The following is a 25,548-nucleotide window of genomic DNA, read 5'->3' on the forward strand; positions in this document are numbered from 1 at the left end:
AACTCCCGCCCCCGCCGCGCACTGCTCCCGACGAGCAACAACAACGGTCTCTGCCCGACCTCGAGGTCCGCAACCATCCCGGGCCACTCCTCACCCACCACTAGACCCAACAGCTCTCACCCCGTGAGAACACCACCCCTCACCCACCCGTTGCACCCCTGCACCCCCTGTCACCACCCCGACGTCCGGTGAACCTCCGGCGGACCACCTGAGCCCGGCGCCGCCACCGAGATGGCTGGGCCGGAAGGGCAGGGAGGGATGGTCGCCCGGCTCTACCGTGGGGTGTACGGGAGTGGCTACGGTGCTGGGTGGGAGGTGAGGCGGGTGCGGCACTGCCAGGGTGGGCACGAGCGGGCTGTGGTCGAGCGGGGCCCGACCCGGCAGGTGCCGGTGCGCGGGTTGCGCGGGGCCGGGAACGCCGCGGTGGCTGGGCTGTTGGGGCAGGTCCGGGTGCAGCGGCAGACGGCGCCCGTGACGGCTGGTGGGCCTGCGATCAGGGCGGGGAACGGGACGACCGCCGAGTTGGTGGCGGAGCGGGCGCGGTTGCTGCGGGAGCGGGACGCGCACGCGAAGGACATGGCGCAGTTCGCGGCGTACCAGCGGGGGATCGAGCGGCTGGACCTGCTGCTGGCCGAGCGGGGGAACTCGGGGTTGGCGGACGCGGCGGTCGAGATGGTGTTCGACGGGGCGACGTTGACGTTGGGGACCCAGTCGTGGGTCGCGGTGTCCGGGCATCCCGACGCGGCGGGGGCGTTCGACTACTCGCCCGCCAGGCAACGGCTGGAGGGCGTGGGGCCCATCCCCGCGGGTGTGTACTGGGTGGACCCGTCGCAAATGGTGGATCTCAGCAGCCGGTGGTTCTACGCATCCCGCTATGAGGGGCCGTGGGGGACGCACCGGATCACGGTGCACCCGTTCGATACCACGCACACGTTCGGTCGCGGTGGGTTCTTCATCCACGGCGGGTCGACCCCGGGCAGCGCCGGTTGCGTAGACCTGACGTCCAGTGCGAGTGCGTTCGCGAGGGCGCTCAGCACTGTCCCGCTCAACACCAAGGTGAAGCTAACCGTCCGCTATCCCTAGACAGTCAGAGCTACCGGGTCGGACTCGCGGGCGCGCGCGAGCTGGGTGACGCCAAGAGCGGCGACAACCCCGCACAAGACCGCCAGGGTCAGCTCGACCGGTGACGCGCCCAGGTCCTCGTCCAAGAACAGGATGCCGATCAAGGTGGCGCTCAGCGGGTTCACCAGGTTGGTCACGGCAAGCGGTGCGCCGAGTCCGTTGCGGTAAGAACGCTGGGTCAGCACGGTCGCGGCGATGGCGAAGGTGCCGATGGCGAGGATGGTGAAGATCGTCGCGGGCCACAACAGGAAGCTCAGTCCGGTTGCGCCGAAGTTGACGACCGCCGTCTGGCACAGGGCCGAGCACACCGCGAACGCCAGACCGCCCGCCGCCGCCTCCCACACCGTTGACGCGCCCTGGCGGCGACCGCGCAGCCCGAGCACGGTCACGACAGCCGCGGCCACGGCCAGCAGCAGGGCCAGCTCACCGGAGCTCAACGCCTCCGAGCGGCCCGAGGTGGCGATGATCATCGTGAGCCCGGCGAGGCCGACCACCGTGCAGGCCATCCCGCTCAGCTCCAGCCCGGTGACCCGCCGCTTGGCCGCGACCGCCGCGAACGGCACCGCGATGACCAGCGTCAGCACCCCGAGCGGCTGGATCAGCGACAGCGGGCCGAACCCGAGCGACACCACGTGCAGCGCCGCGCCGCCCACGTTCAGCAGTTGCGCGACCCACCACACCGGAACCCTGGTCAGCTCGCGCACCGACAGGTGCCCCAGCCGAGCCTGGATCAGCGCGGCGGCGGCGTAGATGATCGACACCGCCACGCACAGCAGAATGGTGATCGCCAGGTCACTCACCGCTCGATTCCCCCTCGGTTCCCAAACCGAGCGGGCACAACCCGGCGTCGGCGCGCGCACCCGCCAGAATAGTCCGCGGGCGGCCCGACCTGAGCCGTTTCGGCCGAAGTCACACGTCGGTGACCGGCCTCACAGCGCTGCGGTGTCGAGCGCCCGGCCCGGGTTCCGACACCAGGTCACGACCACCAGGAGGACACCATGAGCACGGTTTTCTGCGATATCACCGCCTCACTCGACGGGTTCACGGCAGGCCCGAACCAGCGCATGGACGCCCCGTTCGGTGACGGCGCGACCGGCACGCTGACCCGGTGGATGCTCGAGGCCGCCGAGGAGAACGCCGTCGAGCGCGCCCGGATCGTCCAGGCGGGCGCGTTCATCATGGGCCGCAACATGTTCGACCCCGCCCGCGGCGACTGGGATCTCGAGTGGACCGGCTGGTGGGGCGCGGAACCGCCGTACCACGCGCCGGTGTTCGTGCTCACCCACCACGAGCGCGCCGACCTGGAGCTCGAAGGTGGCACCACGTTCCACTTCGTCACCGGCGGCATCACCGAGGCGCTCGAGCGCGCCAGGGCCGCCGCGGGTGACCGCCCGGTCGCCATCGCGGGCGGCGCGGCCACCGTCAACCAGTACCTCGCGGCTGGGCTGATCGACGAACTGCGGCTGCACGTCGTCCCGTTCGTCCTCGGCCGGGGCGAACGCCTGTTCACCGACGTCGGCCAGTTCGGCCTCACCCCGGTCGAGGTACGCCACACCGCCCTCGCCACCCACATCAGGTACACGATCGGCTCCTGAGCGTCACCGCAGCACCGGGTCGCCCCAGGCCAGCTCCGGCGGCTTGCCCGACAGCCCGCCCGCGCCGCCACCGAACGGGGTGGCGGCGGGCGCGGGCCGGTACATCGCCAGCCGCAGCCGCCTGGCCTCGGCCAGGTCGAGCCGGACGCGCACCGGCCTGCCCCAGCTGAGGGTCTCCACCAGCCGCAGGCGGCCGTCCAACGCCACCTCGATCCGGCCGGTCTGGAACCGCTCGGCCGCGTCGTCGAGGATCCCCGCGGTGGCGATCAGCTCCTGGTAGGTGCCGAAGCCGAGGTCGAACTCGACGAAGCTGTGCTCGACCGGGGTGGCCGCGGGCCGCAGCAGCAGGCTGTGCTCGTACGGGACGCCCTCGATGCGGGCCGTGCCGGTGGCGAAGTCGTCGCTGCTGTCGAGCCAGCGCTCCTGGTGGGCGAGCAGCAGCCGCGGGCGCTCGCTCGCCGCGCTTTCCAACCCGCCCCGCCACGGCGCGCGCTCCGGGGCGGTGTGCGCGGACTCGCCGGTGATGGCGGAGATCAAGTACGCGACCTCCCGCTCGGTGAACTCGGCGATCTCGTAGCGGGTCGTGGAGTACGGGGTGAGGAACATCGGGATGTCCTCGACGGACCCACCGGGCAGCACGACCGGCAGCACGCGCTCGGTGCCCGCCGCCAGGTTCCTCGTCAGGTGGTCGCGCAGGATCGCCGCCTCGAACTGCGCGCCCCGCCCCTCGTCCGGCGGCGCCAGCCCCTCGGCCCGCCGCTTGTACGCGGGGGAGGCGATCACCAGGACGAAGTCCGCGTCCCGCAGGTTCGCCACCGCCCACAGCGACCAGTCCCGCCGCGGCCCGTCCGCCCACTGGTCGAGGTGGACCTCCAGGCCGATCCGCCCCTGCAGGTACTCGGCGAACTCGCGCACCACCCGCTTGTGCGCGACCGTGTCATGTGAATAGGTCACGAAAACCCGCGGCGCGGAAGATTTCGACATCGACACTCCCCTGTGACTTTCCCCCGGCCCATTACGCCTTTCCAGCGACATGCATTCTCGGTGACCGCGCGGTCCCGGTCGAGATCTGTCACCCACTTGTCGTCTTCCTGTCGGTAAATCGGCGGTGTCCATGTTCTGTCTCATTTCTGTCAGCTTTTCGCCCCTGTCTGGACCGCGCCGGGCGCCTTTAAGATCGACCAGCCCGCAGGCGATCCGCGAAGGAGCGATGTGTACGAGCACGACGTGTACATCAGCTACGACCGGGAGAGCGAGACGGTGAGCCCGTGGGTGCGCCACCACTTCCACCCCCGGCTGCGGGAACTGCTCGACGACAACCTGGTCGACAAAGTGCGCGTGTTCTTCGACCAGGACGTCGGCGGCGGGACGAAGTTCCCGGAAGCGCTCCACCACGCGCTGCAGCGCACCAAGGTCCTCGTCGCGGTGTGCTCCCCGAAGTACTTCTACAACGAGTGGTGCCTGGCCGAGTGGCACTCCATGGCCGGTCGCGAGGAGCACATGGGCCTGCACGGCACCGGGTTGATCTTCCCGGTGATCTACAGCGACTCCTACAGCTTCCCGGACTCGGTGCTGCGGCGGAACCCGGTCGACCTGCGGGACTGGAACGAGCCGCGGGCGCACTACCAGGACAGCCCGGCCTACTTCGACTTCCGCAAGCAGGTGGGCAGGCTCGCCGAGGACATGGTCCACGGCTTGCTCGAACCGCCGCCGTGGCAACCGGACTGGCCCCTCCTGCGCCCGGTGCCGGGTGTCCTGCCGACGATGCGATTGCCCGGGCGGGGCGCGTGGCCGGTCAGGTGATCACCTTCTACTCCTTCAAGGGCGGGGTCGGGCGCAGCTTCGCCCTGTCCAACATCGCCGTCCTGTTGGCGCGGTGGGGTTTCCGGGTGCTGTGCGTCGACTGGGACCTGGAAGCGCCCGGCCTGCACCACTACTTCGCCGACAAGATCCCCGTACCCCCCGAGGCGGGCGTGGTCGACCTCGTCGACGACTTCAAGGCCGGTCTGCTCGTCGACCGCGCCATCCGGCTCGACGACACCCTCGACCTCATCCCGGCAGGCGGGGTCGGCGACGACTACTTCGGCCGGATGCAGGTCATCGACTGGGAACGGCTCTACGACCAGGGTTTCGGCGAGTACCTGGAGCAGTGCCGGGCGCGGTGGACCGAGCGGTACGACTTCGTCCTTGTCGACAGCAGGACCGGGGTCTCGGACACCGGCGGGATCTGCACCTCGCACCTGCCGGACCGGTTGGTGCTCGTGGTCAACGCGAACCTGCAGAGCATCCAGGGCGCGGTGCGGGTCGCCAGGAAGGCCGACGCCGAGCGGGACGCGATGCCGCTGGACCGACCCCGGCTCGCCGTCGTCCCGGTGCTGTCCAGGTTCGACACCCGCGACGAGTACGCCGAGGCCGAGGCGTGGCGCGACACCTGCCTGCGGGAGACCGCCGGGCTGTTCGCCAACTGGCTCGACGCCAGGGTCCCGACGAAGGTGATGGCGTCGCACCTGGTCATCCCCTACGTCTCGTACTGGGCGCTCGGCGAGCGGTTGGCCGTGGAGCGGGAGACCACCCCGTCCGCCGACCAGATCAGCTACGCGCTGGAGACCGTCGCCGCGGTGCTGGCCCACGACCTCGACCGCACGGCGTTGCTGGCCGACAACCGGGACTCCTTCGTCGCCGCCATCCGCGACCGCAACCGCGCGTACGACCACACGGTGCGCGTGAGTTCTCCTTGGCAGGCAAGGGACCTGGCCGACGAGGTGGTCATCGCGCTCACCGAACTGGGGCTCTCGGCCGAACGGGCGCTCTCCGGCGACCGGGCGATGCTGGACCGGGCGAGCGATGCCGCCGAGCACCTGTGCCTGCTCGTCGACGGCGGGCCGACGCGGTGGCAGGCCGCCGAGGCCGAGCTGTTCCTGCGCCACACGATCGGCCAGGACCGGCGGGTGTTCCTCGTGCTCACGGCCGGGACGAACGCCGCCGACCTGCCCGGCTACCTGGCTAACCTGCGCCACCTGCTGCTCGGCTCGACGCGCGGCGCCGTCGAGGTCGCGCAGGACCTGCACGACCAGCTGCACAGGGTGTTCCCCTTGGTGGACAACGAGGTTGACCCGATCGGAGTGCTGGCGCGGGCGAGCAAGGCCACCATGCGGCTGGGACTGTGGCAGGTGGTCAGGGACCTCGTGCAGGACCTGAACGCGGCCGCGGGCGACGGCGACGACGTGCGGGTGCGCGAGCTCACCGCCGACCTCGACGTGTTGAGCAGGACCAGGTCGCACGGCTACCGGGTCCCGGTGCCCACCGACACCCGGGCCGCGATCGACTACACCACACGCGTACTGCGGAGCAGGTTCACGAGCACGGACTAGGACGAGAGGGGTTCCCATGGCAGACCGGTTGGGGCACAACCAGACCGCGGTGATGCTCACCATGATGGTGTTGGGGCGGGCGGCCACGAACACCGACCTGAAGGCGTACGGGCTCACCCTCGACGGTGTCGACCGCCGAGGGCTCAACGACCGCGACCTGGTCGAGACCGACACCCAGCGCAGGCCCTACGTGCACGCGCTCACCAAGGCGGGCCTGGACTGGTGCCGCGAGGAGTTCGCCGCAGGTGTGCCGCCGCGGCCCGCGCCGCGCAGCACGTTCGGCCCGGCGCTGTACGTGGTCCTGGCCGGGCTCGACCAGTACCTGCGGCGGCAGAAGCTGGCCGTCACCGACGTCTTCGGCGTCGAGGTCGACCTGACCCCGGACGAGGTCGAGGGCCGGATCCGCGCCGCCTACGCGACACTGGCCGACCCCGGCGAGTGGGCGGGCCTGGCCGAGCTGCGGTCGCTGCTGGTCGGGGTCGACCGCTCCGCCGTCGACGAGGTGCTCAAGGACCTGAGCAGGCGCCGCGCGATCGACCTCGCCCCGGAGTCCAACCGCAAGACCCTCACCGACACCGACCGCGCCGCCGCCGTCAAGGTCGGCGGCGAGGACAACCACCTGATCTCCATCGAGGCGCCGTGACCGTCGAGGAGGACGCGGCCCTGGCCACCCTGCGCTTCGACTGGGCCGACACCCCCGACCACGTCTGGGTCGACTCCCCGTTCCACGTGGACGGTCTGCACCCGGATGTGGCGGTGGCGGTCCACACCAGTGCCCGGGACGCGGTGGCCAGCGAGGGGCCGAGCCCGCTCGGCCTCGTGCTCAAGGGCGTCAAGGGCGTCGGCAAGACCCATCTGCTCGGCATGGTGCGCCGCCAGTTCCACGCGGTCGGCGGGTACTTCTTCCTGGACAACATCTCCACCGGTGACGCCTTCTGGGAGACCGCGGTCCAAGCCCTCCGGTTCGGGCTTGGCCAGGTCGACGAGTCCGGGGAAACGCAGCTGACGACCTTCCTGCGGCGGGTCTGCCAGCGCGGCGTCGTGCCGGAGGACACCACCAAGGTGGTTCTCGCCGGGCGCGGGTTGACCAAGGAGCACCTCGACGTGTTCGTCGCAGGCGTGCGGTTGCTCGACCGGACTGTCGGGCGGGAGTGCTCGGACGCCGCGCGAGTGCTCGTCCTGTACGCCACGGAATCCGACGAGACCAACGACATCGCCGAGGACTACCTGGAACTGCTCGACCACGAGGACCGGCTCCGGTGGGGTGTCCGGCGGCTGCCCAGGTCGCCGATGGACCTGGTGCGCGACATCACCTGGCTGTTGGCGTTGACCGGCCCGATCGCCATCTGCGTCGACCAGCTCGACACCCTGGTCGCCAGGTCCGAGCGGGCGACCAGGCCCGGCACCGCGGACGGTCTGCTGCTGGCCCAGGTCAGCGACGGGCTGATGCGGCTGCGGGAGATCACCCGCCGGACCGCGACGGTCCTGGCCTGCCTGCCCAACACCTGGCAGCAGATCAAGTCCAAGGCGGCGGACACCGTGCCGGACCGGTTCCGCGAGCAACGCACCCTCGGTCGGATCCCCGATGGCGCAACCGGTCGTGCCTTGGTGGAGAAGCGACTCGGGGTCGCGTACGCCGACATGGGTTTCACTCCACCGCATCCCACCTGGCCGGTCGCGCCATCGGCGTTCGAACAGGGCTGGGACGATCTCACCCCGCGTGAACTGCTCAAGCGCATCGGTGCCCACATCGACACCTGCCTGCGCACCAACGAGATCCGCGAGCTGACCTCCTTCACCGGTGAAGAACCGCCGCCCGCCGCGCTGGTGGCGGAGCCGCTCCGCGACAACGGGTTGGACGAGTTGTTCGAACGGACCAGGGCCGAGGCCGATCTCGAGGCCCTGTACGACCAAACCGGTGGCGACAGTCTCATGCCGAGACTGCTCTCGGCCGCCTTGCGCTCCTGGATCATCGAAGGGGGCAACGACGACATAGCCTGGAAGTCGCCCGACGCGAGTGGTGACCTGCACGCCTGGATCACCTGCACGCTGGACGAACAGGCCGACATGGAGGTCCACTGGGCGTTCCGGGCGATCAGCCACATCCAGCCCAACGCGGTGCTCAGCCGATTCCGCAAGGCGCGCAAGGCCGTGGTCGGGCTCAGCCAGGGCGCGGACCGCAAGCTGGTCATCATCCGCAACGGTGAGTGGTCCAACGGTGTGAAGACCCGGGCGGAGATCGAGGCGTTCGAAGCCGCAGGCGGCATCCGGATGCGGTTGTCCCAGGAAGACGCCCGAACCTTCTGGGCGCTCGACCGGTTGCGGACCGACAACGTGCCGGGCCTGCACCGTTGGCTCGTCGACCGCAGACCGGCGACCCGGTCGGAGTTCCTCGGTGCGCTGCTGTCCGAGTACCGGCAGCCTGGCGGGGACACGCACCCACCGCCGGATCGGGAGGGTGTCGGGCTGGGTGTGACCGGTGCTGGGGAGTCGTTGCGGATCGAGTTGGCGGCGTTGCGCAAGCACGCGGTCGTGTTCGCGGGGTCCGGATCCGGCAAGACCGTCCTACTGAGACGGATCGTCGAGGAGTGTGCGCTGCAAGGGGTCTCGGCGATCGTGCTGGACCCGAACAACGACCTGGCGCGGTTGGGCGACGCGTGGCCGGAACCGCCGCAGGCGTGGGGGGCGGACGACGCGGCGTTGGCGGCGCGGTACCTCGCCGACACGGAGGTCGTGGTGTGGACGCCGGGGCGGGCGAACGGGCGGCCGTTGTCGTTCCAGCCGCTGCCGGACTTCGCCGGGGTGCTCGACGACGAGGACGAGTTCACCGCGGCGGTCGAGGTGGCGGTGGCCAGTCTCGCCCCGCTGGTCCGGCTGACGGGGACGACGGTGCGGGCCAACAAGGGGCTGGCGGTGCTGCGCGAGGCGGTCATCCACCACGCGCGGTCCGGTTCGCGCAGCCTGCCGGGGTTGATCGTCGTGCTGGAAGACCTGCCCGATGGTGTCAGCACGCTCAACGGCGGCAAGAAGATCGCGGCGGAGCTGGCAGAGGCCCTCAAGGCGGCGATGGTGAACGACCCACTGTTCGCGGGTGCCGGCGTGGGCGTCGACCCCGGCGAACTCCTCACGCCCCGCGGCGGCAAGCGCGCCAGGGTGTCGGTGATCAGCTTCATCGGGCTGCCTGCCGACGGCCAGCGGCAGAACTTCGTCAACCAGCTCCAGATGGAGCTGTTCGCCTGGGCCAAGCGCAACCCCGCCGGTGACCGCCCACTCGGGGCACTGTTCGTGATGGACGAGGCGCAAACCCTTGCGGCGTCCGGGACGCTGACCGCGAGCACCCGCGGCACCATCGTGCTGGCCTCGCAGGCCCGCAAGTACGGACTGGGGCTGCTGTTCGCCACCCAGGCCCCGAAGGGGCTGCACAACCAGATCGTCGGCAACGCGACCACCCAGTTCTTCGGCAGGCTCAACAGTCCCGCCCAGATCGCCGCCGCCAACGACATGGCCAGGGCCAAGGGCAGCCGGGTCGCCGACATTTCCCGGTTGGAACGTGCCCAGTTCTACGTCTCCAGCGAGGCGTTCGGGTTCCAGCAGGTGACCACCCCGCTGTGCCTGTCCCACCACCCGGCGAGCCCGCTGAGCCCGGAGGAAGTCATCGAACGGGCCCGGTCAACCGAGTTCGAGGGAGGTGATCCCGAACAGACCGGATAGCTCGATGTCCGGCGCGGGACCGGTGTACATGCGGGCGGCCTCGAAAGTCGGCTTGAACCCGGCATCCTCCACCAACCGCACCGCCGCCGGGTTCGCGTCCGGGACGTCGATGACGACCGGATCGCCCGCGGACAGGGCGGCGAGCAGTGCGGTGGCCGTGCGGGGCGAGTCGGCGTAGAGGGGGCCGATCCGGTCGGGACCTTGCGCGGCGCGGCGGACGGCCAGGCCGATGATGGTGTTGTCGAGCACGGCGGCCAGGGCGGTGTGGTCCGGCAGTGACAGCCAGTTCGACAGGAACGCGTCGCGAGGCTCGGGGAAGAACCCGCGGTCATACGCGGCGATCTCCTCGAACGGCACCGCCCTGGCGTCGACCAAATCGACTGTGCTGTCTACAGAGGACAGCACGCCCTCGTACCGGATGTTGTTCCACGCACGAGCGAAGCCGGACTTCCGGTAGTTCGCCTGCTGGTCCACCACCCCGTCGAGCCCCACCAACCGCCCAGCCAGCCTGCTCATCCCCGCGCGCCACAGCTGGATCCCATACCCCTGCCCGCGCACCTCCGGCTGGGCGATGTAGAACCCGACAAACCCGAACCCAGCCCCGTAGCGGACCGCCGACACACAGGCCACCGGCTCCCCGTCGAGCCTGCCCACCAGGAACCCACCCGGATCCGCCACTCCGAACGCCACCGGATCCGACAGCCCGGGATTCCACCCCTCCCGCAGCGCCCACTCGCCCATCAACCGCACGTCCCCGACACTCGCGGCCGCGATCTCGAACCCCACCCGCACCTCCTTTTCCGCCGCCACCCTGGCACAGCCGCCGACCCCGATCCCGCCGCGCGCCCCGAGTCCACCCGGAGGTGTCACACCGGGACCGCCGCGATCAGGCGGCGTCGGTGGGTGGCTGGTCGACCGCGGGGAGGGAGAACAGGATCCTGGTGCCGCCGGTGTGTTCGGTGTCGACCCGGATGGTGCCGCCGTGGAATTCGATGATCTTGCGGCACATGGCCAGGCCGATGCCGGTGCCGGGGTAGGTGTCCTTGGCGTGCAGGCGTTGGAAGATGACGAAGACGCGGTCGGCGAACTGGGGTTCGATGCCGATTCCGTTGTCGGTGACCGAGAAGGTCCAGGTGGTGTCGTCGCGGTCGGCGGTGATGGTGACGGTCGGGGGTGCCGAGCCGCGGAACTTGATGCCGTTGCCGATGAGGTTCTGGAAGACCGAGGTCAGCAGCGGGGCCTCGCCGTGCACGGTGGGCAGGGGGTCGATGGTGACGGTGGCCCCGGCGGCGGTGATGGCCTCGGTGAGGTTGCGGGTGGCCTGTTCGGCCAGCGCGGTGGCGTCGTGGTCGGCGTGCTTGCCGGTGTGGCGGCCGACGCGGCTGAACGACAGCAGGTCGTTGATCAGCACCTGCATCCGGCGCGCGCCGTCGACCGCGAACCCGATGTACTGGCCCGCCTTCTCGTCGAGCTGGTCGCCGTAGCGCCGTTCCAGCAGCTGGCAGAAGCTCGCGACCTTGCGCAGCGGCTCCTGCAGGTCGTGCGAGGCGACGTAGGCGAACTGCTCCAGTTCCGCGTTCGAGCGGGCCAGGTCCCGCCCCGCCGCCTGCGCCCGGTCCAGTTCGGCGACGATCCGGACGCGCATCGTCTCCACGTCGTGCCCGAGCGAGGCGATCTCCCGCGGCCCCCGCACGGTCACCGGGTGCGCGAAGTCGCCGTCGGCCACCTGCCGGACCTCGTCGGCGAGCCTGCTCAGCGGCCGCACCACCGAGATCGTCATCATCCCGACCCCGACCAGCACGACCAGCAGCAGCCCGCCCAGGGTGATCACGCAGGTGGTGGCCAGCCGGGAGGCCGCGTTGTTGAGCGCGGCCCGCGCCGCGCCGCGGTCGGTCTCCAGCCGCGACTGCAACGTGCTCAGCGCCGAGCGGACCGCGTCGAACTCCTGCTTGCCCGCCTCGACCGTCGGCGGCGGCGCCCCCGCCTTGGTCGCGGCGATCACCGGCTCGGCGTACACCCCGCGCCACGTCTCGACCGCCCGGTCCACCGACCCCAGCTCGGCGGCCAGCCACGGCAGCTCGGACTGGGCCGCCGCCACGACCGCCCTGGCCCTGGCCGCGTCGTCGACACCGGTGGAGTACGGGGTGAGGAACTCCTCGAGCCCGCTGAGCGTGTACCCGCGGACCCCGGTCTCCTGGTTGATCAGCGCCGTGCCCAGCTGCTGGGTGCTGACCACCGCGGGTCCGATGGCGTCCAGCAGCCGGGTCCGCGACCGGTCGAGGTCCGCGATCGCCCAGCCGACGCCGATCATCGACCCCAGCAGCACCAGCACCAGCAGCACCGAGGACGCCACCCACCACCGGCGCAGCGACCAGCGCGCGGACGGACGGACTACCTGGTCTTGGCTCATCGCACGCGGCTTTCGCTGGGTGGGCGCCCAGGTGCCGCCGACAGCGGGCGGCCGCCTGCCATCGACACCCCGACCGTCCCCACGAGGTGGTGGCGGCTGTTCGCTCAACCGTCCGTGTCGGCCGCAGATCCTAGACAGCGCGGGACCCCGGCCGTCGAGCAGGCCGGGGTCCCGGGTGGTCTCAGAGGCCCAGTTGCTGGCGGACGTGCGCGCGCAGGACCATCGGCATCTCGGCCAACCAGACGTGGCGGCTCAGGACCAGCAGGTCGTACCGGTTCTCCGCGGTCAGCATCGAGCCCGCCCAGTTGCCGCGCTCGGAGTTCCAGAACTTGGTCTCGGTCACCGCCAGTTCCCTGAGGTTGGCGTCGGTCGGCGGCTTGGCCAGCACGTGCGCCACGTCCTTCTCGTAGTGGTCGCCGATGCTGCCCGAGGCGGTCTCCCCGATCCCCCACTTCAGCGCCTTCACCGGCGGCAACGCGACCGTGGCGACGCTGATCGGGTGCTGCGCCGAGACCCGCTCCAGCACCTCGATCGCCTTCTGGCGCTGCAAGGGCGAGTACGGCTGCTGCCCGGGGGTGGCCTGCGCGGGCTGGACGGTGCCATCGCCGCCGCCGAACACGCGCGCGTGGGCGTCGTCGATCTCCTGGTAGTCGGCGACCACCGCGCGCAGCCCGTCCTGCACGTCCGAGTACGCCTTGGCGGTCTTGGTGATCGCCTCGCGCACGTCGGCACTGGCCAGCGCGATCGCGGCGGCGAAGAACGAGCCGATCGCCCCGTAGGCGTTCCCGCTCACGGTGGCCTGCGCGATCTTCAGCGCCCCGTTCACCTCGTTCGAGATCGTCGCCACGGTGCCCGCGTGCGCCCGCACCTCGCCCAGGTTGATGTCGAACCCGCTCATCCCCACCCCTGTCGTCGCCCTGTGCCCCGATTCTGGCCCACCGCCCGCCCGCGGTCCGACGAACCCGGAAAACGTGTGCGGACGCGATCGGTGCTGACATCAGGGCGATCGTCCTGTACAACTGCACAGGGCGATCGCCCTACGAGGGAGGACGGATGACACGAGGTGACGAGGTCAGGCGCCGACTGCTGGCCGCGGCGGTGGCGCTGGTCCCCGAGCGGGGCTGGACGGCGGTGAGCACCCGGGTCCTCGCCGACCGCGCCGGGGTCACCCCGAGCGTCGTGCACTACCACTTCGCCTCCGTGCGGGCGTTGCTCGCGGAAGCGGTCGTGGCCGCCATGCGCGCCGTCGCCGCCGAGTTGGACGACGTGCTGGCCACGGCCGAGTCCCCGGTCGCGGCCGTCGAGGCGATGGTGGCGTCGGTGGACCGGCACACCGGCACCGATCCGACCTCGCTGCTGTTCGTCGAGGCGTACCTCGCGGCGACGCGGGACGAGGCCCTGCGCCGGGACATCGCCGAGATCGTCACCGGACTGCGGCAGCGCCTCGGCGCCTGGCTGGCCGAGCACGGCGTCGACGCGCCGCAGGACACGGCCGCCGCGGTGCTCGCGGTGCTCGACGGACTGCTGCTGCACCGGGGCCTCGGCGCGAGCACGTCCGCCGCCGTGGTGCGAAGGCTGGTGGCGTGATGCGGGTCGTGGTCTGCGGCGCGGGCATCGCGGGGCTGGCGCTCGCGAACCGGTTGGCGGCCAACGGGATCGGGGTCGTGCTACTCGAACGTGCGCCCGACCCCCGACCCCAGGGCTACTTGATCGACTTCTTCGGCCCCGGCTACGACGCCGTTGGTCCCATGCCGAGCGCGGGGAGTCCGCGCCTTGGCAGCGGGTGTCCTACTGGTGCGCCAACGGCCACGAGTCGCGGCCGTCCTTCGCGCTGGAGGCCGAGAAGCCGGAATCCTGGGACTGCCCGCGCTGTGGCCTTCCAGCGGGCCTGGACGAGCAGGCGCCACCGAAGGCGCCTCGCAACGAGCCGTACAAGACCCATCTCGCCTACGTGAAGGAGCGCCGCTCCGACGCTGATGGTGAGGCGATTCTTGCGGAGGCGCTGGCGAAGCTGCGCGCGAGGCGCGAGGGCTGAGCTTGACGCCCTTCGGGGCGAGACGGTGTGGTGGGTAGTGCCGATGGCCCCGTGTCCTGGTGGATGCGGGGCTGTTTGCTGTGGTGGGGCTGCTCGGGCTGCCCACAGAGACCCCTCCCAGGCGTTGGTCCCAACATGCCCCTCTGCAACGTTGGTCCCCACCCGGCCCTCTCAGACGTTGGCCCCCACGCGCCCCTCCCAGGCGTTGGTCCCACCACGCCCCCCAACAACGTTGGCCCGCAACCGCACCTCTCAGACGTTGGCCCGCAACCGCTCCTCGGATCCGCTGGTGCCAGGCCGGCTCGATGGGGCGGACTTGTTTTGTGTGGGGGGACGGCACCCGTAGCGTCGCTCACCGTGGCAGGGCCTGCTTTTAGGCCCCTGCTTTGTGGTTCTGCCCGGGTGTCGTAGGGGCCCCGCGCAAAACAAGTTCGCCCCATCGAGCTCGTCGCTTTCTCGCGCCCCCACCGCAATGCCGAAGGCGAGCCGTCCACCCGTCGACGCCGCAGGCGAGACCGAGAGCCGCTCTCATCGCGCGCCTGGCGGGGGCGTGAAAGCGGCCGGGCCGGCCGAGCGCGGGGGTGTGCGCTCGACCGGCCCGGAGGGACGACGGTGGGTCAGCTCGTGGTGACCGACACCGTGTCGACGAGGAAGTCTGTCTGCAGGTTGCTGTCCTCGGTGCCGTAGAACCGCAACGTGATCGTCTTCCCCTTGTAGGCGGAGAGGTCGACCGTCTGCAACGCGTAGCCGCTGTTGGCGTTGGCGTTGCTGTAGGTCTTGAGGTTGGTCGTGGTGGAGCCGCTGATGGCCTGCACCCGCAGGACGTCGTAGGCGGTGGTGCCCGACTCCGCCGTGGCGATCCGCAGGTAGAACTTCAGCGTCGCCGAACCAGCCGTGGCCGGGATGGTGATGTTCTGGCTCACGGTGTCGGTGTTGACCTGACCGTTGCCGCCGAGCCACGCGTAGTAGCTACCCGCCTGGGCCGCGTAGTAGGTCCAGTTGCCGACCGAGCCGCCGGTGACGGTCCAGCCGGTGGTGCCGCTCTCGAAGCCGCCGTTGGTGACGAGGTTGGTGCCCGGGTTCGGGTTGGTCGTCGTCGTGGGCGGGGTCGTCGTGGTCGGCGGGGTGGTGGTGGTCGTGGGCGGGGTGGTGGTCGTGGTCGGCGGCCTGGTGGTCGTCGTGCCACTGCTGCGGTAGTCGATGGTGTGGGTGTAGATGAGGTTCATCGTGGCCGTCGAGGTGCTCAGGCCCTTGGTCGGCCGGTCGGTGACCACGTACTCCCGGAAGCTGCTGGAGGTGTTGCCCACCATCAGGTCGAAGGTCCCACCGGGTCCACTGTCGACGTTGCGCCAGAGGTCGATCAGCGCGCCCGCGACGCGCAGCTCCACGGTGTCGCCGTCGTTGGGGTTGGTGCGGCCCGCGGCCTGGCTCGAGTTGAACCAGTTGGTCTGCATCAGGTCGAGCCAGCTGCCGTCGGACCAGTAGTAGCGGCCGTCACCCATCACGTAGCCCGCGATGGCGTTGGCGAAGCCCTCGGTCCACGCGCAGTTGGCGCCGGTGCGCAGGTGCAGGTAGTGCGGCGACGGGCAGTCGCTGGTGGCCCACCAGCCGCCGTAGAGCATGTCCATCAGCGCGTGACCGGACTCGTGCAGCACGGTGTGCGCGGAGTCGGGGTCGGCGTCCATGAGCGCGATGTAGCGGTTGGCGACGGCGACACCGTTCTGGAAGTAGGTGCCGTCGGTGCTGCCCGGCTGCCAGTGGATGGTGATCTTGCGGCAGTTGCTGCTCTCCCTGGTGGTCCAGCAGGCGCTGGTCCCGTGGATCGCCCACAGCTTGTTCACCGTGTCGAAGGCGTGCCAGGCGCGCATGTAGGTCGAGGTCGGCGTGGTGGTGCCGAACGCGGCGTCGGAGCCGCTGGCGACGTTGGTCTTGGCCGCGGTGGTCACCGAGTAGGTGGTCGTGCCCGCGTTGTTGGTGACCCGCCACAGGTTCGAGTCAGCCTGGAACTCCACCCACACCTGGTACATGGTGGTGACCGGCGTGGTGAAGCAGACCGAGTAGGTGCCGGTGCTGCTGGTGTACCCGGTGGCGTAGTACGCGCTGGTGGCCGAGGAGGTGGTCTTGCCTGCCACCTGGACCTTGATGGTGCGGCCCGGCTGCCACGTGCCCGCCGGGTTGCTGTAGTTGAACGTGCCGGTCGCGCAGATCTGGCCGGGCACGGCGGCGGGGACCAGGCTCGCGCTCGGCGCGACCAGGGTGCGGCCCTGGGTCGTCGCCGCCGCGATGCCCGGCTTGGAGGCGCCCTTGGCGTCGGCGACGGTCAGCGTGGCCGACCCGTGCGCGGAGCGCTCCGGTGCCGGGCTGTCCACACTGGACACGTCGGCCTGGATGTTGACCGGACCGGCGGCCACGGCGGTGACCCCGAAGGTGACCGTGCGACCGTTGGGGGACAGGGCGAACTGCTGGTCGGCGACCTGGTCGAGGCCGACGGTGCGCGCGGTGGACAGTCCACTCGAGCGCGGGTCGAGCCTGAGGGTGTCCGGCAGCGTGACCGCGAGCCGGGCCTTGGCGACGTCGACCTGGGAGCCGACCTTGACCGTCACGGTCGCCGACTCGCCGACCGCGGGCAGCCGGTCGAGGGACACGTCGGCGGAGACGCAGCTGTCGGGCTTCTCGGAGTGCTCGCCTGCCGTGGACAGCGAGCAGGCCGGGCCGGGCTTGGCCGCCGCGGTGTCGGCGGCACCCGCCGAACCGGATACAGCGAATACGGTTCCGGCCACGACAGCGGCCGAAACGGCGACGGAAACGGACAGGGGGATTGTCCCGATTTTGCGGTGCATACGGGGTGCCTTTCGGACGACTGAAACTGTCGTCACTTCGCAGGGTGACGCCCGATAGAATGACCGCAGTCACGGTAAGGAAGCAATCTCGGCGGTCTAACAAGTCCGGTGGCCGGTAAATCTGTGAAATCGACGCGGGGGCTCCCGCTCCTCGACAGTTAAACTGTGAAGAACCCGTTCACCAGGTCCAGCGGGTGCCGATGATGCCGGGGGAGACGTTGAACCCCACCTGGCAGCTCGCCCCGGACGGGCCGACGGTCAGCGCCTCGGCGACCTGCTCCGGCCCGTGCAGCGAGGTGCGCCGGAACCCGTGGCAGCGGCTGGGCAGCGCGCCCTCGAACTGCACCTGCTGGCTGTACTCGGCGACCGGGGTGAGGAACTGCCGGTAGTAGAACTCCACCCGCGGGCCCGGTTCCGAGGCCATCTCGTACTCGACGACGGCGTGGTCGCCCGCGCGCAGCGGCTTGTCGAGCAGCAGCTCGGCGACCACCAGGCCGGTCGCGTCGTCCCGGCGCACCTCGCCGCGGCGGCAGAACCGCACGGTGGTCAGCGCGGGCGGGTAGTCGGGGGTGTCGGCCTGGTACTTGACCAGGCACCGGGTCACCCGTCCGCGCTCGCCCCTGAGCACTAAGCGTGACCGGACACCGCGCTCGTCGCCGTCCACCCCGACGGTGAACACGTCGTGCGCGGAGACCATCGTGTAGTCGCCCTCGTCCGGGTCGTCGAACTCCGCCATCAGCGGCAGCTCGGTCTCCCGGCGCAGCCACCTGCCACGCGGCCTCGGCGGCCCGAGCAGCGTCAACAGCGAGGTCGCGGGCAGCCCGAGCAGCGCCTCCAGCGCCCGCACGGCGCGCAGCGACTCCTCGCGCTCCGGGCGCCTGCGGTCGCGCCGCCAGTAGCTCAGGGTGGCGACGCTGACGTCGATGCCCTTCTCCGCGAGGTGGTAGCGGACGCGGTCGAGCGTGAGCCCGCGCGCGGTGATGGCCGCGTCCAGCGCTTGGCCGAACGTGCCGGTGCGCGGCACCCGGCTCAGGTCCCGACCGAACTCCGGTGACCGGATCGATCGCGCCATCGACTGCCTCCTCGAGTCGCGCGGCGGGCAGGCGACGAGCAGGGGGCGTCGCGGTGCCGGTCGCGCGGGCTACCACTATCTGTCGCCGCGCCCGCCATGTCCAGCACCCGCTACCCACGATTACCACGGTTGTTTCGCCGGTGACCGGGCCCGATAGTCCACTTGGCCGCCTGCGGATGTTCCCCGCAGGCGGTCCGGTCACGCCGGCCCCGACCGTTCGATTCCCTGCGACAGAAGGACATCGTCGTGAGAGAGCGCAAGTTCCTGCTCGCCGCCGCGCTGGCACTGGCCGTGGCAGCGGTGCCCGTCGTGGCGTACGCCGCGCAACCAGCCGCGGAACAACCCGCCGCTGAACACCCGGCCACCGCGGCCACCCCCACCGACCAGCTCGTGCTCGGCGGCGGTGGGGGCCAGGTCGTCAACGGCCAGCGCACCACCGTGCGGGAGAACCCGTTCGTCATCGCCGGGATGCGGGCCGGTGGCGGCGGACCCCAGGGCCAGTCCTGCACCGCGTCCGTCGTCGGCAAGCGCAAGATCATCACCGCCGCGCACTGCATGATCGACGCCACCGGCGCCAAGCACTACCTCTACGGCGACGACGACCTGAACACCACCGGTGACGAGAGCTTCCGCACCAAGGTGGTCTCGTTCAAGGCCCACCCGAGCTACTCCGGGACCGGCGGCTGGCAGACCGGCTACGACGTCGCGGTCGTCACCACCGAGGACGACCTCCCGGTGCCGGAGGGCCAGTGGGCCAAGGTCGCCGGGTCCGGTGACTCCGCGCTCACCCAGCCCGGCAAGAACGGCACCGCCATCGGCTACGGGCGCACCTCGGCCAACGGCGGCTCCGGTGTCCTCTACAAGACGACGATGCCGGTCAACGACGCGTCGGGCTGCCAGGTGTTCAACACCAGGGTCAACCCGGACCTGATGGTCTGCGTCGGCTACGACGACGGCCGCACCGCCACCTGCACCGGCGACAGCGGCGGACCGTTCACCGTGGACGGTGTCATCGTCGGCGTCGTGTCCTGGGGTTCCAGCGGCTGCGACCGCTACAGCATCATGGCGCGGCTGACCAACGCGATGGGCGACTGGGCGAGGTCCGAGATCGGTGGCGGCACACCCCCTGGCGACGGCAAGTTCACCGTCGCGGTCACCCCGTCCTCCGGCAAGGCGGACCCGGGCAAGTACATCTCGGCCACGGTGGCGACCACGGCCGGTGACCAGCCGGAGCGGTTGGAGCTGTCGGCGACCGGCCAGCCCGCCGGGGTGTCGGTGAAGTTCCAGCCCGCGGCGGTGAACTCCGGCGAGTCGGCCAAGGTCACCTTCGATGTCGCGGCGAGCACGGCCAAGGGCAGCTACCCGATCACGGTGAGTGCCAAGGGAAGCACGGGCAGCAAGACAGCGACCTACACGCTGACCGTGGGTGACGGCGGGTCGACCGACGGCCCGAGGCCGACCGCCGCGCCGTCCTCGGCCACGGTCGCCAGGGGCGGCAGCGTCAAGGCCGCGGTCACGGTGGCGGGCGGGACCGGCGCGAGCAGGCTCAGCGCCACCGGCCTGACCTTCGCCCCGATGTTCTTCCCGTTCAGCGTCACCCCGGGCGGGACCAGCCAGATGTCGCTGTTCGCGCCGTTCCAGCCCGGCACCTACAAGATCGTCATCACCGCGACCGACACGGCGGGCAAGACCGGTCAGACCGAGTTCGTGCTCACCGTGACCTGAGCCCCGGCAGGGTAACGGGAGGAAATGGCGGTGCGGTCGGGTGACCCCTGGCCGCACCGCCCATTCCGCACCCCACTTCCGTGGTGGAGAACAACCGTGGAAACAGTAGGTACTCGGTGATTGAGTACGTACCGGGGAAATGGGATTCGATGGCGGCTGGGAATGAGTACCGGAGCCCATTCGGTCTCGGTATGCTTCGGCGCATGGGCTACCTGGCCGGCCGGGGACCGGAATGTGGTCCGGCCGCCGCCAGGCGGGTGTGGGTGCGCCCGGGGACCGCGGCACCGGTGGCCAGGGACCGGGAACTGGCCGCGGTGACCGAGGCGGCGAAGTGGCCGCCGTCGCTGGTGCTGGTCGAGGGCATCGCCGGGGTCGGCAAGAGCGCGCTGGTCGCCGAACTGGCCCGCCGCCAGGGCGTCGAGCACTGGGTGGCCACCCGCCGCTGCGACCCGTCGCGCGACCGCGCGCCGTTCGGCGTGCTGGTCGACCTGCTGAGCACCTACCCGCGCGCGTTCGGTCCGCTGGGGCCCGCCGCGGGTGCCGTGCGGGCGCACCTGCCGGAGTTGACCGACCGGCTCCCGCCGTCCCCGGCCCGGCCGTCCGGCGGTGTCGTCGCCGCCGGGTTCCGCGAGGTGATCGGCGCGCTGGGGCGGGTGACGCTGGTCGTGGAGGACGCGCAGTGGGTCGACCGGTGGAGCCTGCGGGTGCTGCGCGCGGTCGTCGACCACCCGCCAGCGGGGCTGACCCTGGTGCTCACCTACCGGCCGGAGCAGGTCGGACCCGGCGGCCCGCTCGGCGCCCGGCCCGGCCGGATGACCAGGACCAGGGTCGTGGTGGAGCCGCTGGGCCGCGACGGGGTCGGCCGGGTCGCCGCGCAGGTCGTCGGCCCGGTGTCGGACGCGGTCGCCGCGGCGTTGTGGCGGCGGACCGGCGGACTGCCGTTCGCGGTGGCCGAACTCGTCGGCGCGGTGCGCGATCCCGGTGCGTTGCGGCACGCCGACGAAGCCGCGGCGGAACGCGTGCTCGGCCGGGTGCCCGTGCCGTGGTCGGTGCGCGACGAGATGGCCGACCAGCTGCGGGGTCTGTGGGGCGCGGCGGCGTCACTGGTGCACGCGGCGGCCGTGGTGGCCGCTCCCGCGTCCCCGGCGGTGCTGGGCGAGGTGGCCGGAGTGGACGGTGTCGAGGTCGCCCGGCTCGTGCGGCGCGCCGTGCTGGTCGAGACCGACGCGGGCATCGCGTTCCGCTACCCGTTGGCGCGACAGGCTGTGTACGAGTCGTTACCCGGCGGTGAGCGGCGGCGACTGCACGAACGCGCGCTCGCGGTGCTGGGGGAGCGGTGGCCCGCGCGGCGGTTGGCCACGCACGCGCGCGGAGCGGGTGCGCTGAGTGAGTGGCTGCGCCACGGCGTGCGCGCGGCGGAAGAGGCGATGGCGGCGGGACGCGACGACATCGCGGTTGGATGGCTGACCGAGCTGGTCGCCGAGCCCGCCCTGCCAGCCGACGACCTCGCCCGGCTGGTCACCGTCCTGTGCGGACACGGCCTGCGCGGCGCCCGGCACCGCGAGCTGATCCCGGTGCTGGAGCGGCTGTTCACCGACCAGCGGCTCTCCGAGCGGGTCAGGGCCGAGGTCGCGATCGGACTCGGGCTGCTGCTCATGCGCGCGCCGGGCGACCTGCCCAGGGCCGACCTCAAGATCAGGACCGCGGTGCGCACCACCGGGGTCGCCGGGACCTGGAGCCTGCGCGGGGTCGCCATCTTCGGCATGCCCTACCTCGGCAACCGGTCGGTGGAGGAGTGCAGGCGCTGGCAGGGCCTGGTGTTCGACCGGATCGACGCGATGCCGCCCGGCCCGCAGCGCACCACCCTGCTGGCCAGCACCTTGCAGTCGCGGCTGACCCTGGGCGACGCGGGCATCGCCGACCTGGAGGACCTGCTGCCGTCCCGGGTCGACCCGGACGACTCCGAACACCTGCGGCAGTTGGGGCGCGCGCGGTGCAACCTCGCGGACGTGTGCGCCTGGCTCGGCCACTACGACCACGCCAGGGCGTTGCTCGCCGACGGGCTGCGCGGGGTCGAGTCCGCGCCGTACGTGCGCAGCACCGGCCTGGGCACCGAGGCCCGGCTCGACTGGTTGGCGGGACGCTGGTCCGGTTTGGACGATCGTGCTGAGGCGATCGTGGCGGCCAACCCGGGCGCCCTGCCGGTGACCGGCGAGGTGCGCCTGGTCCAGGGGTGGCTCGCTCTCGCCGCCGGCGACACCGCGCGGGCCGAGGCGTGCCTGCGGGACACGGGGTTGGCCGACCCGGAGTCCGCCGTGACACCGGTCGTCCTCGCCGCCATCGCCGCACTGTCCAGTGTGGCCCTGGACCGGGGCGATGTCCGGACCGCCTGCACCCACATCGACTCCGGTGCCGAGATCCTGCGCCGCCAACGGGTCTGGGCCTGGTCGGGCGACCTGGTTCCGGCCGCGGTGCCGGCCTACGCCGCAGCCGACCGGCTCGACGACGCCCGCAGGTTGGTGGACCAGACCGCCGCGGGCATCGCGACCCTCGACGGCCCCTACCTGAGTGTTTCCCTGGCCGCCGCCTACGCCCACCTCGCCGCCGCCACCAACCCACCGGAGGTCGTGGCCCCGCTCTACACCGCCGCGGCCGCCCAACACCAGGAACTGGGCCTGCCCTACCTCGCCGCGACCCTCACCGAACGCGCCGCCCTCCTCGGTGCCCCGCACTCGTTCCTGGAACTGGCCAAGACCTACGAGGGGATCGGCGCCGTCATCGCCGCCGCCCGCTGCCGCCACCACGCCCGCCGCGCGGGCACCCCCATGCCCTCCACCCGGGGCCGCCGCGGCTACGGCCGCGCCCTTTCCCCGCGCGAGGCCGAGATCGCCCGCCTCCTCGCCGACGGCCGCACCAACCGCGAGATCGCCGAGACCCTCTTCCTGTCCCGCCGCACGGTCGAGGACCACGTCGCCAACATCCTCCGCAAGCACGGCGCCCTGTCCCGTGCCGCGTACGTCTCACGCCATGGGAGTTGACCCCCGCGCGTTCCCAGATGGCCTGCTTCCTCAACTGCCCTGAAGTCGGGCGTTCACAGTTAAAGCGGACAGCTCATCACTGTTATGCGCGGGTGCCGGACGGCGGATTGACGGCGGGGGGTGGGGTGGGGCTGGCTGGTGGTCCCTGCAAGAAGTGAAGGAGCGCCCATGCGGCCCCTGCCCCGTGCCGTGCTGGTTGCCGCGCTCGTCGTCGCTGGTGGTGTCCCCCTGGTCACCAGTGCGGCGAGCGCGCGAGAGAGCACCGCGGCCATGCTCGAGGAACGCGTCTACGTCGAGACGACCGTGGACACCGACGGCAACGGACGGCTCGACCGAGTCGCCATCGACATCTCGCGACCGTCCGGGAGCACCCGGGTGCCGGTCGTGTTCGAGCACAGCCCGTACGTCAAGGGGCTGAACACCTCCGCCAACTACAACCCCAATGTGGACCGGCTCCCGCAGGAGGGCGTCACCGCCGGGTCCGCCGCCGCGTTCGCCGAATCGCTGCGGCCCGCGCCCGACCTGCCCGACTGGTACGACGACTACTTCGTGCCGCGCGGGTACGCCGTGGTCATGGGGCACAGCATCGGCACCGGTGACTCCGACGGCTGCCCGACCACCGGCGACCGCAACGAGACCCTGGGCGCCACGGCCGTCATCGACTGGCTCAACGGCCGCACCAAGGGCTACAACACCTCCGGCACCGAGGTGAAGGCGACCTGGAGCACCGGCAACGTCGGCATGATCGGCATCTCCTACAACGGCACCCTGCCCAACGCCGCCGCCGCGTCCGGGGTCCCCGGGCTCAAGGCGATCGTGCCGATCGCGGCGATCTCGCGGTGGTACGACTACTACCGGGCCAACGGGCTGGTCGTCGCCCCCGGCGGGTACCAGGGCGAGGACGCCGACGTGCTCGCCAAAGCCGTGGTGGGCAACGCCTCCCGGTGTTCCGGGCAGATCGCGAACATCACCCGCGACCAGGACCGGGTCACCGGCGACTTCACGAACTTCTGGCAGCAGCGCGACTACCTGCGCGACGCCAACAAGGTCACCGCGGGCGTGTTCGTCATGCACGGCCAGGCCGACTGGAACGTCAAGGGGTCGCAGTACGCCCAGTGGTGGGACGCGCTGAAGGCCAACAACGTCCCGCGCAAGATCTGGCTGCACCGGGGCGGGCACGGCGCACCGTCGCGTTCGGACTACCAGGCCGCGGTGCTCAAGTGGTTCGACTACCACCTCAAGGGCATCGACAACGGCGTCATGAACGAGCCCAAGGCCGACGTGCAGTTCACCGACGGGACCTGGCAGCAGTACGCCGACTGGCCGGACCCGGCCGCGCGCAACGCCGTGTTCCGCCTCGGCGCCACCTCCGCGACCGCGCCGGGCACGCTGTCGCTGACCGGCGCGGGCGGCGACGTCAAGCAGGCGTTCGTCGACAATGGACGGACCAGCACGGCCACCACCCTCGTCGCGAGCCCGGACAGCGCGAACGGCAGCAGGCTCGTCTACCGCGGTGACGCCCTCGCCACGCAGGCCAAGCTCTCCGGCGTGCCGAAGGTGACCCTGCGCGCGTCGGTCGAGAACCGCAAGGCCGCCAACCTCACCGCGCTGCTCGTCGACTACGGCGGCTCGTCACCGGTGATCGTCACCCGCGGCTGGATCGACCCGCAGAACCGCGACGGCCTCAGCACCAGCCAGCCGATCACCCAGGGCCAGGAGTACGACCTGTCGTTCTCCCTGCAACCCAAGGACTACGTGTTCGCCGCGGGCCACCGCATCGGCCTCGTCGTGATCTCCACCGACTACGACTACACGCTGCGCCCCACCGCCGGTACCCAGCTCAAGCTGGCGCCGGGCCAGAGCACGCTGACCGTCCCGCTGACCGGGATCTCCCAGCCGGGCAACGACTTCTCCGTCGCGGTGTCGCCGGGCACGGGCACCGTGGCGCCGGGCGGGTCGACCACCGCGACCGTCGCCACCGCGACCACCAGCGGCAGCGCGCAATCGCTTGCCCTGTCGGCGACCGGGCTCCCCGCCGGTGCGACGGCGACCTTCGCCCCGACCTCGGTGACCTCCGGCGCGTCGTCCACGCTGACGATCGCGACCTCGTCGACCACCCCGCCCGGCACGTATCCGGTGACCATCCAGGCGCAGGGCGCCACGAGCAAGACCGCGGCGTACTCACTGGTGGTCAGCGGGCCCAGTGGCGGTTGCAAGGCGAGCACCACGACACCGGTGGCCATCCGGGACAACTCCACTGTGGAGAGTCCGGTCACCGTCTCCGGCTGCGCGGCGACGCCATCGGCGACCAGCAAGGTCGACGTCGACATCCAGCACACCTACCAGGGCGACCTGGTCGTCTCGCTGATCGCGCCGGACGGCAGCGCGTACGTGCTGCACAACCGGACCGGTGGCTCCGCCGACGACATCGTGCGCTCGTACACGGTGAACCTCGCCGGTGAGGCACCGAACGGCACCTGGAAGCTCCAGGTCCGCGACGCCGCGACCAACGACACCGGCACGGTGCGGGGTTGGGGCATCACCCTCGGGTGAGCCCGGGGCGGCGCCGGGTCGCCCCGGCGCCGCCCGAAGGCGCACGAACGAGGGGTTTCCCTTTCCCAGTAATGGA

General features: G+C 71.3%; 18 protein-coding genes and 1 pseudogene. 12 read left to right on the plus strand and 7 right to left on the minus strand.

Features of this window, described 5'->3' with window-relative positions; all coding sequences use genetic code 11:
* Positions 1-324 precede the first annotated feature (324 nt).
* Positions 325-1,083, plus strand: coding sequence for a tlde1 domain-containing protein (locus CLV68_RS34815; RefSeq protein WP_211346771.1), 759 nt, complete (start codon positions 325-327; stop codon positions 1,081-1,083).
* Here CLV68_RS34815 and CLV68_RS26430 read toward each other — a convergent pair.
* The gene (locus CLV68_RS26430; protein WP_121393601.1) at positions 1,080-1,922 is read right to left on the minus strand and encodes a DMT family protein; all 843 of its coding nucleotides are present in this window, start codon (positions 1,920-1,922) and stop codon (positions 1,080-1,082) included. The two genes, CLV68_RS34815 and CLV68_RS26430, sit on opposite strands and share 4 nt — an antisense overlap.
* 198 nt (positions 1,923-2,120) lie before the next feature.
* Between CLV68_RS26430 and CLV68_RS26435 the strand changes: the two genes are divergently transcribed.
* Positions 2,121-2,717 carry a dihydrofolate reductase family protein gene (locus CLV68_RS26435; RefSeq protein ID WP_121393602.1) on the plus strand — a complete coding sequence of 199 codons (597 nt, stop codon included), beginning with the start codon at positions 2,121-2,123 and terminating at the stop codon, positions 2,715-2,717.
* 3 nt (positions 2,718-2,720) lie between these two features.
* On the opposite strand, the gene CLV68_RS26440 is transcribed toward CLV68_RS26435, so the two are convergent.
* On the minus strand, positions 2,721-3,671 hold the full coding sequence (locus CLV68_RS26440; protein ID WP_170224594.1) for an SEFIR domain-containing protein: 951 nt from the start codon (positions 3,669-3,671) through the stop codon (positions 2,721-2,723).
* Between the two features lie 258 nt (positions 3,672-3,929).
* Between CLV68_RS26440 and CLV68_RS26445 the strand changes: the two genes are divergently transcribed.
* The 4 genes from CLV68_RS26445 to CLV68_RS26460 are packed head-to-tail and all read left to right on the plus strand — an operon-like array spanning position 3,930 to position 9,799.
* Positions 3,930-4,520 (plus strand): toll/interleukin-1 receptor domain-containing protein, encoded by a 591-nt coding sequence (locus tag CLV68_RS26445; RefSeq protein WP_121393604.1) that lies wholly within the window; start codon positions 3,930-3,932, stop codon positions 4,518-4,520.
* Positions 4,505-6,088 (plus strand): tyrosine-protein kinase family protein, encoded by a 1,584-nt coding sequence (locus CLV68_RS26450; RefSeq protein WP_121393605.1) that lies wholly within the window; start codon positions 4,505-4,507, stop codon positions 6,086-6,088. The genes CLV68_RS26445 and CLV68_RS26450 overlap by 16 nt, the downstream gene beginning before the upstream one ends.
* Positions 6,089-6,104: 16 nt before the next feature.
* Positions 6,105-6,731, plus strand: coding sequence for a hypothetical protein (locus tag CLV68_RS26455; RefSeq protein WP_246010121.1), 627 nt, complete (start codon positions 6,105-6,107; stop codon positions 6,729-6,731).
* Positions 6,728-9,799 (plus strand): ATP-binding protein, encoded by a 3,072-nt coding sequence (locus CLV68_RS26460; protein WP_121393606.1) that lies wholly within the window; start codon positions 6,728-6,730, stop codon positions 9,797-9,799. The genes CLV68_RS26455 and CLV68_RS26460 overlap by 4 nt, the downstream gene beginning before the upstream one ends.
* Here CLV68_RS26460 and CLV68_RS26465 read toward each other — a convergent pair.
* The 3 genes from CLV68_RS26465 to CLV68_RS26475 all read right to left on the minus strand — a co-directional run bounded on the left by CLV68_RS26465 (position 9,758) and on the right by CLV68_RS26475 (position 13,107).
* Positions 9,758-10,585, minus strand: coding sequence for a GNAT family N-acetyltransferase (locus tag CLV68_RS26465; RefSeq protein ID WP_246010122.1), 828 nt, complete (start codon positions 10,583-10,585; stop codon positions 9,758-9,760). The genes CLV68_RS26460 and CLV68_RS26465 overlap by 42 nt on opposite strands.
* Before the next feature lie 100 nt (positions 10,586-10,685).
* Positions 10,686-12,209, minus strand: coding sequence for a sensor histidine kinase (locus tag CLV68_RS26470; RefSeq protein WP_121393607.1), 1,524 nt, complete (start codon positions 12,207-12,209; stop codon positions 10,686-10,688).
* Positions 12,210-12,390: 181 nt separating this feature from the next.
* Complete coding sequence (locus CLV68_RS26475) at positions 12,391-13,107, minus strand: type VII secretion target (protein ID WP_121393608.1); 717 nt, start codon at positions 13,105-13,107, stop codon at positions 12,391-12,393.
* 155 nt (positions 13,108-13,262) lie between these two features.
* On the opposite strand from CLV68_RS26475, the gene CLV68_RS26480 reads away from it, so the two are divergent.
* The 3 genes and pseudogenes from CLV68_RS26480 (at position 13,263) to CLV68_RS34825 (ending at position 14,244) form a co-directional block, all read left to right on the plus strand.
* Positions 13,263-13,796: a TetR/AcrR family transcriptional regulator gene (locus tag CLV68_RS26480; RefSeq protein ID WP_121393609.1), complete on the plus strand. Its 534-nt coding sequence runs from the start codon at positions 13,263-13,265 to the stop codon at positions 13,794-13,796.
* A pseudogene (locus tag CLV68_RS34820) lies at positions 13,796-13,960 on the plus strand (FAD-dependent oxidoreductase); the annotation flags it as partial. The gene CLV68_RS26480 and the pseudogene CLV68_RS34820, both read left to right, overlap by 1 nt.
* A gap of 32 nt (positions 13,961-13,992) precedes the next feature.
* A complete protein-coding gene (locus CLV68_RS34825) occupies positions 13,993-14,244 on the plus strand; it encodes an RNA polymerase-binding protein RbpA (RefSeq protein ID WP_211346772.1) in 252 nt (83 codons plus the stop codon).
* Between the two features lie 617 nt (positions 14,245-14,861).
* Here the strand turns inward: CLV68_RS34825 and CLV68_RS26490 are convergent.
* Positions 14,862-17,024: a M6 family metallopeptidase gene (locus CLV68_RS26490; protein WP_121393611.1), complete on the minus strand. Its 2,163-nt coding sequence runs from the start codon at positions 17,022-17,024 to the stop codon at positions 14,862-14,864.
* 238 nt (positions 17,025-17,262) lie between these two features.
* Positions 17,263-18,156 (minus strand): XRE family transcriptional regulator, encoded by an 894-nt coding sequence (locus tag CLV68_RS26495; protein ID WP_121393612.1) that lies wholly within the window; start codon positions 18,154-18,156, stop codon positions 17,263-17,265.
* Between the two features lie 246 nt (positions 18,157-18,402).
* On the opposite strand from CLV68_RS26495, the gene CLV68_RS26500 reads away from it, so the two are divergent.
* From CLV68_RS26500 to CLV68_RS26510, 3 genes are all read left to right on the plus strand, one after another.
* Positions 18,403-19,881, plus strand: a complete 1,479-nt coding sequence (locus CLV68_RS26500; protein WP_121393613.1) for a trypsin-like serine protease — start codon at positions 18,403-18,405, stop codon at positions 19,879-19,881.
* Positions 19,882-20,084: 203 nt separating this feature from the next.
* Positions 20,085-22,919: an ATP-binding protein gene (locus CLV68_RS26505; protein ID WP_170224595.1), complete on the plus strand. Its 2,835-nt coding sequence runs from the start codon at positions 20,085-20,087 to the stop codon at positions 22,917-22,919.
* 168 nt (positions 22,920-23,087) lie between these two features.
* Positions 23,088-25,472, plus strand: a complete 2,385-nt coding sequence (locus CLV68_RS26510; protein ID WP_170224596.1) for a Xaa-Pro dipeptidyl-peptidase — start codon at positions 23,088-23,090, stop codon at positions 25,470-25,472.
* Positions 25,473-25,548: the final 76 nt, after the last annotated feature.

Origin of the sequence: Actinokineospora cianjurensis (genome assembly GCF_003663795.1) — a bacterium.
In the GTDB taxonomy this organism is placed as follows: domain Bacteria; phylum Actinomycetota; class Actinomycetes; order Mycobacteriales; family Pseudonocardiaceae; genus Actinokineospora; species Actinokineospora terrae.